The sequence below is a fragment of the Breznakia sp. PFB1-19 genome (genome assembly GCF_029893935.1).
In the GTDB taxonomy this organism is placed as follows: domain Bacteria; phylum Bacillota_I; class Bacilli_A; order Erysipelotrichales; family Erysipelotrichaceae; genus Breznakia; species Breznakia blatticola.
This window is the reverse complement of the sequence record NZ_JARXXJ010000002.1, coordinates 138510-152652: the sequence shown is the minus strand read 5'-3', so window position 1 is coordinate 152652 and position 14143 is coordinate 138510. Positions and strand designations below refer to the sequence as shown.

Below are 14143 nucleotides of genomic sequence, written 5' to 3'. Positions count from 1 at the left end.
ACATACTTATCAAATATATGGTAAGATTGTTATAGCTTTTTTATGAGGGGGAGTATCATGAAACACAAAGAGTATGGAAGGATTGATTCCTTTCGTATACTAGCTGCATTATTTGTAATCGCAGCACACTATCCAGTTTTTTTATCGTTTAATACCACACTGGATTATACATACACAAGAATTATTGCTCGAATTGCTGTGCCTTTTTTCTTTGTCAGTTCCGCATTCTTTTTATTCAACAACAATCTAAAGAGTACACAAACCAAAGATAAAGTATTCGCATTTATGAAGCGAAATTTAAAGTATTACATTTTATGTATCATTATATACTTACCATTTAATTTTATTGGTGGTAGTTATAAACATTGGAGTGATATTCATCTACTGCTCCAACAATTCTTATGGAATGGTACATTTTATCACTTGTGGTTCTTTATGGGTTCTTTAGTTGGTGCCTATGTTGCTTGGTTACTACTTAAAACCTTCAATTTGAAGTCATCCATCTTCTTTGCAGGTGTATTATATGTCATTGGTTTGTTTGGAGATTCATATTATGGGTTTATTTTCCAAACACCGATTGTCTCTACATTCTATGATGGGATTTTCTTCGTATTTGAAAGTACGCGAAATGGAATCTTTATGGCTCCGATTTTCTTTGTCTTAGGTGCATATATCGCACGCAAAATACAGCGCAATAAATTGGTATTCCATATGAGTGATCTAATTATCAGTTCAATTGCATTACTTTTAGAAGGTATCATTTTATATCAATTTCATATCGTACGTTCTGATATCCACAATACGATGTATATCTCACTTATTCCATTTACATATTCACTATTTACATTCTTTGTTTCCAAAGAAAAACCAAGAAATATTGTATGGCGAAACACATCACTGTATATGTATATCTTACATCCAATGATTATTATCATTATGCAAAAAATTCCACTAAATTTTTTAGGAAATACGATGGTATTCTACATTATATTATGCGTGCTTAGTTTTGGAATATCCTATGGCTTAGCACAGATTGAGAAATTCAATCAACTCATCAATAAGATTACTGCATAACACAAAAAAACTCGAGCAATATCGCCCGAGTTTTTTTGCGTCTAACATGTGTGTTTTATTTATGTTGTCTATATTTTCGTGTTCCAAAAAGGGCTACACCAGCAAGTGCTAGTACGAGTAAACCATATAGTGCTGTTGTATCTGTAGTGTCACCAGAGTTTACACCAGCTCCATTATTTTTGATTTGTGTGTTGTTTGGTTTATTTTGTTCAGGGGATGTACTAGGAGCTTGTTTTACCAAGTTCTTCATTGCTTGTGTTAATTCACTATATACTGCATCAATTTCTGCTTGTGTAACTTCTCCATTATCAAGTAATGTACGTACTTTAGAAATTGCTTTTTCTAAAGCTGCTACACTTTCAACAGTGTATAGACGTGTGTCCAAATCATCTGTTTTCGAAAGGAGGTTTTCTAAACGTTCTGTATCTGGTTTCAAGCGTGCTTTTAAACGAACGCTCATCAATGCTTTAGTAGCAGCATCAATATCTGCTTGACTTGTTGCATTAGCTAGCGCTTGTTTAGCAGTTGCCACTGCTGTAGCTAAGTTTTTAATAGAATTAGCTACATATTTATCACTATTCACAAGAATAATTTCTGCAGTTGCAATTTCTTTTTGTAAATTGTCTTTTACAAATACTTTTACTTTTTCTAGACCGTTAAGAGCTGCATATAGAGATTCTTGTGTTAGACGTACTTCTTCAGTTGTCGCATCATCATTTGCCACAACTGCTTTTGCATTTGTGATTGCTGTTTGTAGTGTTTTCCAAGATTCTTTTGTGTATACACTTTCATCTAATGTTTCTAAAAGTGTTACCATTTGTGAAATCTCAGTTTTGTCTACAATTGCTTCTAATTTAGCTACAGCATCCACAATGCGTTGGATTGCGTCTGTAAGGATTGTAATGTTTGTTTCACTTGCTTGTAATAATGATTGTCCATCAGTAATTGCTGATTCCACAGCTGTTACAGTACTAGGACGCATATTACCTTTTTCTATTGTTTTTGTTGCGTTTGCAATTGTTGATGTAAGTAATGCACGAACTTCATCAAGATCACTTTCACCAATTGCATCTAATTTTGTTTTCTCATCATTTAATTTCTTTGTTGCGTTTGCTACTTCAACAACAGATACATCCGCATTTCCTTTAGCTACAAGTACTTTTGCTTCTGTAATTGCTGTTTTCATATCTGCAAATTGTGCATCACTGTATTTATCAGCTAATGCTTCGTATTCAGTAATTTTAGCTACAAGTGCATCAAAGTCAGCTGTAGCAGCACGATCAACAAGTCCAGTCATCGCTGTTTCTAAACGTAATGTTACATTTAAAATCGTTGCGTCTTCTGTATCCGTAGTAACTAAAAGTGCTTCATCATAAATTTCCTTAAAGTTTGTCCATGATGTTGTTGTCGTTGCCGCTTCTTTATTTGCATCAATTACACCTTTAGCACGAGCAATAACTTCTTGTAATGCATCATAAGCTTCTGAATTTGCTGGTTTTGGTTGTGTCACACGCATTTCTGCTGCTGCTGAATATAAACCAGCACCATAGTTACTTACCACTTGAAGCTTTACATATTTTGCCTCTACTGGGTCAAAACTTGCAAATTGTGTATTACGGTGACCATACCACTTTCCAGTTGTTTGTAATGTATAGTTTGTTCCATCGACTGAAGTATACACTTCATATGCGTTAATTTTTCCGTTAATTCCACTTTGACGTGGTACGTAACGCATTCCATTCACTTCCATTTTTTCATCAAGTTCAAAAATCACATATTGGTCCTCGCGAACTCCATTGCTGTATTGTGAATGCCACATTGTAGTTAAATCATCATCGATTAATTTACTTACACCTTCAGTTACACTTTGTTCTGAACCAGCAGTAACTTTACATACATCAGTTGGAACATCAGGTGATGATGCGCTTTCTTGTTCATCATCGATGTTGAAGTTCATTTCATACTCATCTAAGAATGTATCATTTTTATAGTCTCTTAAACGAATTTGAATTTGTCCGCCATCGAATACATTTACTTGATATCCAACTTGGTTTACTTTACTTCCAAAACTTGAATAGTAGAATGAAGGAACATCTACTTGTGTTCCATATCCATAGTTCACATGTGAAATTAAATCAATACCATTATGAATATGTCCAGTAAACATCACTGCATTTTTATGTTTTTTCAAAATTGCTTTTACTTCTTCAGATTCTTTAATGATATCTTCATCTGCTTGATCATATGTTCCTTTAATCACTTGGTGAATGATGATAAATTGTGGACGTTCTGGATCATCATTTTCACTAAGTTTGCTATCTAACCATTGTAATTGTTCATTAGATAAGGTTGCTTGATCTTTTAAATCTGTTTCAGTTGATAGAGAGATAAAGTGGTATCCATCAATCCATTTATCATAGTAGACACGTCCATCTGTATCTCCCATAATATTCTTATTGTATTTTAAATAACGCGCTTTTGCTTCTTCCCAACCACCAGTTTGCCAACGTACATCATGATTTCCTAAAGTTACGAAACTTTCTGTACCTTGTGGAGTAAAGTTTTCAATAATGTCATAGAATCCTTTAAATTCTGACTCTTTTCCACCATCAGTAAAGTCACCAGGATATAAAACCGCTGTTGATGTTGGGTTTAAGTATTCAATATCTTCAAGTGCATCAATTAAGTTTGCACTATTTTTAGATGTGCGATCAGTTCCTTGAATGTGAGGATCACTAATTACTTCAAAGCTCATTGCTGGAGTTTTAGTTGTTTGGAAACGTTCGTATGCAATATCTAAGTTTGCTACTAAACGATCGATATCTAAACTTCCACCAGCTTCTTTAATTTTAATAACTGATTCAATTGCTGTTTCAAGTTCCGCAATTTTTGTTGCATCTGTTCCATTTGTTTTTGCTTCAGCAACGATTGCTTGATATTTCTTTATTGTACTTTCCAATTTAATAACATCATATTGTTCATTTATCTCAGCTTGTGTTAATAAACGGTTATACATATAAAGCTCATCAATATATCCATTTGCTAATGCATATCGTTTTCTACCATCTGCTCCTAGTACAACATCAAGAACATCAAGACTTCCTTGAGAATCACTAATGTTAGTACTATTAAATTTTTCTCCATCAACATATACAATCATTTCTCCACTACGATCATGATTAACAGCAATATGATGCCAGTTTTGATCGTTGATCATTATATATTTGACTTCTCTGCGACCTGTAACTGAGATATTGGCACGCACTCCATCACTAAATGTTGCAAGTCCCCATCCTTTGTTGTTTCCACTGTCCCAATCTTTATTTCCTAAAATCATGTCATCATCACTACCAGCACTGTTATACCATAGTGAATAAGCAAAATTATTTTCGCCAAACTTTAAACTGTCAGCTTGACCAAAGTTTACATATTGTGTTGCTTCTAATCCGGCATTTTGGATATGAATGGCTTTACCTTTTACACCATCCACAAACTCTGGGCTTCCAACAACAGTTCCATTATTTGCATATCCACTTAAATCTGTGGCAGCTTCATCATCAAATGTTGTATGTAATACAAGCCCAGGCACTACATCAGGTGCAGTTGCACGAACCGCTTCATATGCATCAGGTAAATCTTTTGATAAATCATTTACTTCTTTTACCGTAAGATTGTCTTGACTTAGTTTATCAACCAATACTTTGTACGCTTGTTTTGCATCATTGTCAAATGCTTGATTATCTTTAATTTGCGCAAATTGACTTACGTGTATTTTACGTAGATATGGTAATACATCATCCATATATTGTTCACCAATCTCATCTACACTCATTACACGTTTAAATATACGAAGTTCATCAATAGATGCTTCAGCTAAAGCAAATTTCTTATTTCCATCTGCTCCTAACACAACATCAAAGACATCAAGACTTCCTTGAGATCCACTAATATCTATACTATTAAATTTTTCACCATCTACATATACAACCATTTGTCCAGTACGATCATGATTCACTGCAATATGATGCCAGTTTTGATCATTAATCATTATATTTCGGACTTCTTTACGACCTGTAACTGAAATATTGGCACGCACTCCATTACTAAATGTTGCAAGTCCCCATCCTTTGTTGTCACCACTGTACCAATCTTTATTTCCAAGGATCATATCATCATCACTACCTGCACTGTTGTACCATAGTGAATAAGAGAAGTTTCCTTCACCAAATTGTAAATCTGTTGGTTTACCAAAGTTCACATATTGTGTTGCTGCTGATCCGGCATTTTTAATGTGAATGGCTTTTCCTTTAATACCACTCACAAAATCAGGACTACCTACTAAGGTACCGTTGTTCCCATTTCCCGATTGGTCATCAACTTGTCCTTCAAAGTCTACATATAAGACTTCATCAGTGACTGCTTTTAATAGCACTGCATCAACGCCTGTGATGCAGGTTGTCATACATATACATGTAACAACAAGCGTCATAAAAATTCGTTTCATTATTTTATACATTTTTTTAGCTCCCTGTATTTTACTATTAAGTAAAAGTCCTTTACCTCTCTTACTTAATACAAATAATCATCATCCCAAACACACGAAATTAGTATCCAACCACTTATTAAAAATAAAGACCGAGTGTAAAACTTATACTCACCCGGTCTTTTGTTTGTGCTTATTTAAACAATAAGTCACAGGAGATTAATTATTTAGATTCTTTAATTTCGTGGTCTTTGTATTTTTTACTTCCGAAGACACCTAGTCCCATAAGTGCTAATGCAAGTAGTCCATATAGACCTGTTACATCTGTTGTATCACCTGAGTTTACACTTCCATCAGGTGCCACACTTGGATTACCGATAACACCATTTCCATTATCGCCAGGTTTTGGCGTATTTACATCATCTCCACCAGGAGTTGTTGTAATTGGAGTTAATGCATCTACTGCTCTTTGTAGTCCAGCTAATGCTGTATCAACATCTTCTTGTGATACTTCAGGATCATTTGCTACGTTTGAAGCATGTGTTAATGCATTTTTTACACCCATTACTGAGCTAGCAGTGTAACCATCAAGGTTCATTGCTTCCACTTTTTCCATTAACGCACGTAAGGCTGCAGTATCAGCTCTTAATCTTGCTTTCATACGTACACTCATTAATGCTTTTGTTGCATCATCTAGTTCTTGTTGTGTTGTTGCACTAGCTAGTGCTGCTTTTGCAACATCAATTGCACTTGGTAAGTTTTTAATTGAACTAGGAACATAACGGTCACTAGCCGCTACGATTGTTTCACTTAGTGCAATTTCATTGATAAGTGCTGTTTTATTCAATACTGCTTCACGTTCAAGGTTTGCAATTGCATCATAGATTGCTTGTGTTGCATCCGTAACTTCTGTAGTTGTTGCATCATCATTAGCTGCTACAATTTCACCAGCAGCAATTGCATCTTGTAATGCTTGATAACTGTCTGCAGTATATCCATCTACTTCAACATCTTTAGCAGTGTCAATAATTGCTTCTAGATCACTCTTATTTACGATTTCCCATAATTGTTCTACAGCTGCATTGATATCTTTCATTGCTTTTTCCATAGCAGCAACATCTTTGCTTTCTGCATCAAGTAATGCTTGACCTGCAGCAATTGCATCTGTAAGTTGTGTGATCTTACCTGGACGGATATTGGTTGCTTCAGCAAGTTGTTCTCCCGCTAATTCAACGACCATCGCTAATGTACTACGCATTGCATAAACATCAGATAATTCACCTAATGCTAATTCTTCATTTACTAACGCTAATAACATAGCAGTAGCTTCTGTTGAACTAATATCTGCATCACCTTTGGCAATCAATGCTTTTGCATCTGCAAGTAATGCTTTCATAGTTGCAAAGTCACTTGCAGTGTATGTACTTTCTAGATCAGCACATTTTGCAACTTTGTCTTTTAAGCTAGCAAGTGCTACGCTTGAAGCACGACGAGTTAAGGCAGTTTTTGCTGCTTCTAAATCAGTAATTGCTGCTTTAATATCTGCTTTTGATGATGTATCTGTAAGTGCATTAGCTACATCATATGCAGCCATTAAGTCACTCCAAGTACTTGATGTGTAGTCATCTTCATTCAAGTTATCTACTTCATCAAGAATTGCTTGTACATCAGCAAGTGTTGCACCTTCTTTACCAAACATTGTTAGTTCAGCAATCGATGCATAGCGATTTGCTTGATCTGCAGAACTTCCTACAGATTCAATAGCAACAAATTTCACATAACGTGCTTCCACTGTATCAAATTTAATTTCCTTTGCTTTTGCACGGTCAATCAATCCATCAGCATCAGCATCAAAGAATCCTTCAACAACTGGATAGAAATCTAAATCATCAATTGTTAAGTTATCTCCTGGTGTTGTACTAACTTCTACACGATAGTGTGTAACTCCACCATTTTTACTGTTTTGGCGTGCTAACATATTAATTTGTTCCAAGTTATATGTATCACCTAAATCTACTACAATATATTGAGGTAATTTGTAACTAGAACTATAGTTAGAATGCCAGAATGTATCAATATCACCATCGAATGCTAAATCACCATGTTCTTTTTCTGCAGAAGTAAAACTTGTTTCATAGAATAATTCTGCATTTGATAAATCAATTACATTTGTGCTTGATTCTTGTTGTGAATTTGAACCTTTAAATTCAATTGCTTTTAATGTATTTGCAATTTGAATTGTAATGTTGTTAATTTCACTTTGACTTGCATCATTTGCTAATAATTCTTTTGCTTGATCAACAAGAACTTTTACAGCATTATATGAGTCTGTTGTATATAGTTGAGGAGCTAAAACTTCAAATTGGTCGATAACTTTTTGTAGTTCAGTTGCATCAACACCTTTTACTACATTTAATGTATGTTGTACATTAAAGCTTCCATCTTCACTCGTTGCCGTTAATGTTACGGTTCCTTCTTTAAGTGCTTCTAATACGAATGCATAGTGATCACCAAGAGGTACTTTATTTACACGAACTGTGTCAACATCACTACTTGTAATTGTATATAGAGGATTTGAAGCATTGTTAGGTGCAACTACAGCAGAAATTTCTGTAAGTGCTCCTACATTCATTTGCGTAACTGCATCATCTGCAAATGCAATTCCTGTAGCTTTTACAGTTGCATCACTTACGATTTCAATTTCGTAAATTGATAACATACGGTTTTCAACAGTTCCTGTTGTTGTTCCTGTTGCACTACCAGTACTTTCCATTGGTGTAATGACAATACGATCAATTTTTGTTGCTTCTGTTGGAATGCTGAATGTAATTGCTGTTGATTCTGGATTTGTGATTGTTCCTAAATCGTAGGCTGTATCTCCATCATAAGCTACTGCTTTAATTTTCTTAATTGACCCATTTCCACTTGCACGGTTATGCACCACGACTTTGGAAACTGGTTCAGCATTATTTAAAGTAAATTCCATATCTGTAGGTAACATAACTTCTGCTTTAATGTCATCATTTCCGTAGTACCATTTAAATTCAGCTAACGTTCCTGATGTATTTCCATCAAACAAAATTGATTTCCAATTTGATTGTTGCCACAAGTCAGAACCAGGAATATCTGAACCAGTTGCATTTGAGAATTTAATTGATTTAATATCACTTTCTTTTAATGCATTTATTGTTTCAGGCACTTGAGGTGTTTGACTATCATCAATTTTAGCATCTACTGTTGCCAAATCTTGTCCAACAAGTTGCGCACGTGACATTACTTTATCCCATGTGAAATCTGCAGTTGCTGTAAAACTAAATGTTGCAACCGTGCCAGATCCATTTAATAAATCTTGTTGCCCAACATTCGTGAATGCAATATAGTTATCCACTGAGTTGTCAGTGTGTGTTCTAACTTTTGAGAAATTACGCATCGCAATACTTGCTACACTAGGTTGTGCAGCTTGTGGCATTCCCATAAGACTTGTATCTACTGGAACTTCAACAAAGAATGAGTTTACATTCTTTAATCCAATTCCGTACACATCAACAGTTACTGTGTCTCCTGCTTTAATATCTGTTTTTGATGGTACTAACATCAGTTTTCCATCAACTCCAGCTTTTGCATTTGTAACTGGTGTTCCTAGCATTCTAGCAACAAATGATAAGTCGTAACCATCAATGATATCATTATCATTCAAGTTTCCTAGTGCAGCAACATAATCCCAATCAGAATCTGTTGTGTTTAATCCGATATAGTTTTCAAAGAATACTAAATCTCCGTCTTCTAAGTCACCAGAGTTGTTTACATCTCCTACTACCCAAGAACCAGTACCTTCTACTTTGTAAGGCATTAATTCTGAAGCTGAGAAAAATCCTCCTGATGATGACAAAATACTAATTTTTAAATAACGCAATTTTTTATTATTTAATGGAATTTCTTTAACATCGTCAACTTCCATGCTTGAACTATATGTCCAAGCTTCATTTGCATTACCATCCCATACTTTTTCATAAGTTACACCATCAATTGAACCATATAAATCCATGCGTTTAACAGTTCCGTTTCCTTTGCTGTCCATACGTGGTTGATATGTGAACTTGTCCATTGTATATGCAGCACCCATATCAATTGTCATTTGTTGGTCTGTAGTAACTGCATTTGTTGAGTGGAAGTATGTTCCTGCATCAAAGTCAAATGCATTTTCCAAGTTACCCCAACCTGAACCATATGTCCAAGTTACGTCTAAGTCACGGATAACATTGCGGTAGCGGTCAACATTCGTGCGAACTGTTGCTTCATCACTCCATTCAGAGTATCTATTATCGATTCTTGAACGAACGCGGAATGTGTAGTCAGTATCGTAATCTAAATTTAATAATTCATATCTTGCTTCAGGAATGTTTACATAAACAGCACCGAAAATTTCAACATCGTATGTTGTTGCACCAGCAACATCATCCCATACGGCTGTAAATGATAAATCTTCAACGTTTTCCCCACGAATGTTAGTTGGTACAGTCAACGTTTGATCTAATACATCTTTTTCTAAGCCTTGGTCATTTGCAAATCCATTAACAACAACTGTGTAGTCGTAATTGTTGATGTTAACTTTTTCTGTTGATTTTACATATAACTTAGGTGCTGTAGTTATATCAGTGTTTTCGTAAGTTGAACCAGCAGATGCAAATTCTTTTATGAACATACTTGGATTTTCATCATAGAAATATACATTTCCAGTAGCAGTTTCATATGCTTCTTTTGAATCAACACTAGTGAATGTTACATCACTACCAGCTACATTTCCAGTTACACTTGTAGGTGCTTTAGATACATTAACAATATATTCATTAGAACGTGCATCTATCATACCTGTGTATGTACCTTTAGTTTTTGCTGTTTTTAAAGTTGCAACATCTCCAGCTACACTACTTGTGATTTTTGTTGTTGTTCCTGCTCCACCTAAAGTGATTCCATCATCTTCGTATACTTCAAATTCAGTATCTCCTGATGGGTAGAATTCAGCACGGCGAATGGAACGGTCAAGTCCATCTGTATTTGTTGCACTCTTAGCAACAGGGTTATTGTTTTCTTCATACATTGGAATAATTGCACCATTTCTTACAAATACTGGTAATTTCCAAATTGGAGCATCAAAGTTATTAATAATGCGTCCACCTTCGTATTGTTCACCTGTAAAGTAATCAATCCATACATCGCTTGTACCAGGTAAATAGATATCATTACGAATATCATTTCCTGATGCATCACTTGCTGTATCTTGATAAATCGGTGCGATTACAAAATTATCACCCCACATGTATTGATATTGTGTTTTATCACTATATGTATAAGCATTTGGATCTTCAAGGAACATTGCACGAATCATTGGCAATCCTTTGTTCACTGTAGCTTCATGTGAAATTGTATTGTTGTAAGGCATCAACATCGCTTTTAATTTCAAGTATGCACGGTTAATTGATGTTCCATCTTCACCCAATGCATATGGTGATTTTTGGTTTGATCCCCAACCATCCATATCTAACATGTATGTTGTAAATGCTTTCCATTGGAAATCACGTGTCCAAACGGTTTTGTTTTTTCCACCGAAGATTCCATCCATATCACTTCCAACATTTGGTTGACCTGATAGGGCAGTTCCAATATAAGTTGGAATATGGAAACGGATATATTCCCATTGTCCTCCGTATTGGTCACCTGTCCAAATACCAGCATATCGTTGTGTTCCAGCCCATCCATCAAGTGAAACAATGTTTGCTTTGGAACCAGAGTTAGATGTAATTGCATCATATGCAACACTTATTCCATTTAGAGCCATAGAGTATCCAGCTCCAACCCAAGCAACGTCAGTTTTTACGGCAACTACGCCAGCATCTACTTCTTTGTAGATATCACGTTCACCTTTTTGTGGGTTGTTTGAATCTTTTGGCCATAAATTCGATTGTGTCCATAGTCCAGTACGAACACCACTTGCTAACGAATTATCTGCAAATTCTCCTAAATTGCTAACATCTTCATCAAGTGTTGTACCTTGACCGTATCCACATCCATATCCATCATTTGGTAAAAACCAACCTAATGGCATATCGTTGTCTTTATGGTCTCTAATAATTTGTTCTGCTGTTGTTTCTGCAGATCCATTTAATGTTTCTTTGACACTACCTGTTTTTTCTTCTTTGTACCATTTGCTACCAAGTTTTATTGCACCACTTGTACCTTCAGATACTTCTGTCCAGTAATCTCGGTTATAACAGTTTAAGTGTCCTAAATATGAAGCATATTCTGGCAATTCCACTGCAGCTCCTGTTAAGTCATAATATCCACTTAACAACTCTTGTGGTGTATCACCAACAAAATAATATGCATCATAGCGCTTTTCATCGTGTTTAGTTGTGATTACATTTTGTCCAGTTGAATCAAAATCATATGATCCTGGCTTCCATGTATTACGCACAACTCCATATCCTTTCGTAGACCAATAGAATGGGTTTGGACTTGCTACTCCTTTGTCTACCCAGTTATTTGTGTTTTTTACTGCAATCACTTGCCCTTTATGCGAGAAGCGACCATTTTGTGTCCCACCACCATAGTAAAATTCATCAGCCGAAGTTTTCAAAGTTTGGTATGTACTTCCTTTTTTATAACGTAAAGGTTGTGCTTCTTCCCAAACAATCTCCCCATTCGTCTTCGTTAGTTTCATTATTGAAGTTTCTTTGTTGATCTCTAATACTAACGCATCCGTTTTGATTTGAATCGTTGTATCGTTTTCAACAAGTGTAGGTTCTACATTATTTTTAGCATAGAACGCATCATCTGAAGCAACAGTAATTGTTGCTTTATGGTCACTTGAATTTGGTGTTGGATATTCACTGAACTCCTCACCATCAGGTGCCATATACAATCTGAATAAATCTTTATCCAAGAATGTAAATCTAATTTTCTCACCAGATTGTAATACTAAATCTACTTTATTTTTGTTTTGATTGACTGTTTTTACACTTCCGATAAACGTGTACCCTTCCGTATCTGTCGCAGTTGCTTGAATTCCTTCCTTAGCAAGTACGTTGATTGGTAAAGATGCAAATCCACCTAACGTGATTGAGGCAGCCAATGAGACTATTTTTATCTTTTTTGTTATATTATTCATTCTTTCCCTCTTCTCATATTATTCATAAGAATATCAAACGATTAACTAATAAATGTGTTTAAAAAAACATCGTTACTGTCCGAAACACACCACTCCTTTCACTTCAAAATTTATAGATAGCCTGTCTCAATTTTCCATCTATTCATTTGAAAGCCCTTACACTACAAGCACATTATTACACCAAATTTTTAGAAAAGATTTAGAATTTTTAACATCTACTTTATCTTTTTTGGTATTATTTAGTTTATAATACATAACTATTACATCGTTTTTTGTCGGAATTCAGTCATAAAAACACTAAAAAAACAACCATAAAACAGTGAAAATTGTTAAAATAACGTTCTCTGCTATATAGTTGTTTATTGATTTTTTCTATCTTTTCTTATTCAAAGTCCAAGTCGCATGAATACCCTTGATTTGTTAAATCTTGCGTAACATTATCAATATTCAATTGATTATCTTGAATCCATGCTTCATATGTTGGATACTTTTTCACCATATCTTCAATATCAAGATTTTCACCATCGATTGTCAGTTGAAAATATTCTGCATCCGTTTCATCACGAACAAGTGCTTCTAAACCTTCAATAGAAGTTAGTTCACTTGCCTTCATTCCAAGATCTTTACGAATATTGACACTAAATGGTTCGTTATCAAGATTGGTGTATGCATCTTCAGCTTTCAAGGAAAGTACTAGATACTTTTCCTTATGGTATTCCATTGTATACGTACTTTTATATTGAATACCATCGATATTCGTACTTAATGTACACACCGCTGTTGTATCAGGTTTTGGTAAACTAGTACAAGCTACGCAACTTAGTGCAAGCAGTATCGTACTACATGCTGTTAGGATTTTTTTCATTTACTTACCCCACTTTCTTTCAATAGTGTTTTATAAGCTTCTAATGTTGGTTCTTCTTCACTTGAATCAAGTGTTGCTACAATTTCACCTTTACTTACCACATAAATTGTTGGTGTCGTTTGAAAACCAGAAAAATGCTCTTTCATCATTTCTAAGTTCTCGGATTCACTTCTTTCTTCTTTGTCGAGTGTTACATCATATAATGTCAATCCAACCTCTGTAGTATATGCATCTGTTTGCGAGAAGAAACTCATACAAGAACCACAGTACGTCTGTGAGAAGATCACTACAAAACTGTCCTCATCTTCTACCATTTGGTTTACTTCATTTAATGTAATACCTACAACTTCTCCTTTGTTTGGCTGTAATTCTATTGCAACATCTTCTGTTTTCTTTGTCGTACATGCAACTAGGCATAGTGCGATTAATAATAAATAGATTTTCTTCATACTCAAAGAATATCACAAAATGCATAAGAAAGAATTGCACTAACTGTTGAATAATTTACATTTTTCAACAATGGAAAACTCGAGCACCAATAATCGACGCTCGAGTT

Annotated in this window: 5 protein-coding genes; 1 reads left to right on the top strand and 4 read right to left on the bottom strand. The window is 35.0% G+C overall.

The genetic code is table 11. The features are described from left to right. The first annotated feature begins 57 nt into the window (after positions 1-57). A complete protein-coding gene (locus tag M2098_RS02025; protein ID WP_280681263.1) occupies positions 58-1074 on the top strand; it encodes an acyltransferase in 1017 nt (338 codons plus the stop codon). A 55-nt stretch (positions 1075-1129) separates the two neighbouring features. On the opposite strand, the gene M2098_RS02020 is transcribed toward M2098_RS02025, so the two are convergent. From M2098_RS02020 to M2098_RS02005, 4 genes are all read right to left on the bottom strand, one after another. Continuing rightward, entirely contained in the window at positions 1130-5590 is a 4461-nt protein-coding gene (locus tag M2098_RS02020) for a LamG-like jellyroll fold domain-containing protein (RefSeq protein ID WP_280681262.1), read from the bottom strand. A 190-nt stretch (positions 5591-5780) separates the two neighbouring features. Further along, positions 5781-12722: a discoidin domain-containing protein gene (locus M2098_RS02015; protein WP_280681261.1), complete on the bottom strand. Its 6942-nt coding sequence runs from the start codon at positions 12720-12722 to the stop codon at positions 5781-5783. 382 nt (positions 12723-13104) lie between these two features. Next, positions 13105-13587 (bottom strand): hypothetical protein, encoded by a 483-nt coding sequence (locus M2098_RS02010; protein ID WP_280681260.1) that lies wholly within the window; start codon positions 13585-13587, stop codon positions 13105-13107. Then, complete coding sequence (locus tag M2098_RS02005; RefSeq protein ID WP_280681259.1) at positions 13584-14036, bottom strand: thioredoxin domain-containing protein; 453 nt, start codon at positions 14034-14036, stop codon at positions 13584-13586. Before M2098_RS02005 ends, M2098_RS02010 begins: the two co-directional genes overlap by 4 nt. Between the last annotated feature and the right edge of the window lie 107 nt (positions 14037-14143).

What these genes read in the sequence shown, in the direction of transcription:
- M2098_RS02005 (WP_280681259.1), bottom strand. Translation starts at nt 14,036, where the DNA reads ATGAAGAAAATCTATTTATTATTAATCGCACTATGCCTAGTTGCATGT.
- M2098_RS02015 (WP_280681261.1), bottom strand. Translation starts at nt 12,722, where the DNA reads ATGAATAATATAACAAAAAAGATAAAAATAGTCTCATTGGCTGCCTCA.
- M2098_RS02020 (WP_280681262.1), bottom strand. Translation starts at nt 5,590, where the DNA reads ATGTATAAAATAATGAAACGAATTTTTATGACGCTTGTTGTTACATGT.
- M2098_RS02025 (WP_280681263.1), top strand. Translation starts at nt 58, where the DNA reads ATGAAACACAAAGAGTATGGAAGGATTGATTCCTTTCGTATACTAGCT.
- M2098_RS02010 (WP_280681260.1), bottom strand. Translation starts at nt 13,587, where the DNA reads ATGAAAAAAATCCTAACAGCATGTAGTACGATACTGCTTGCACTAAGT.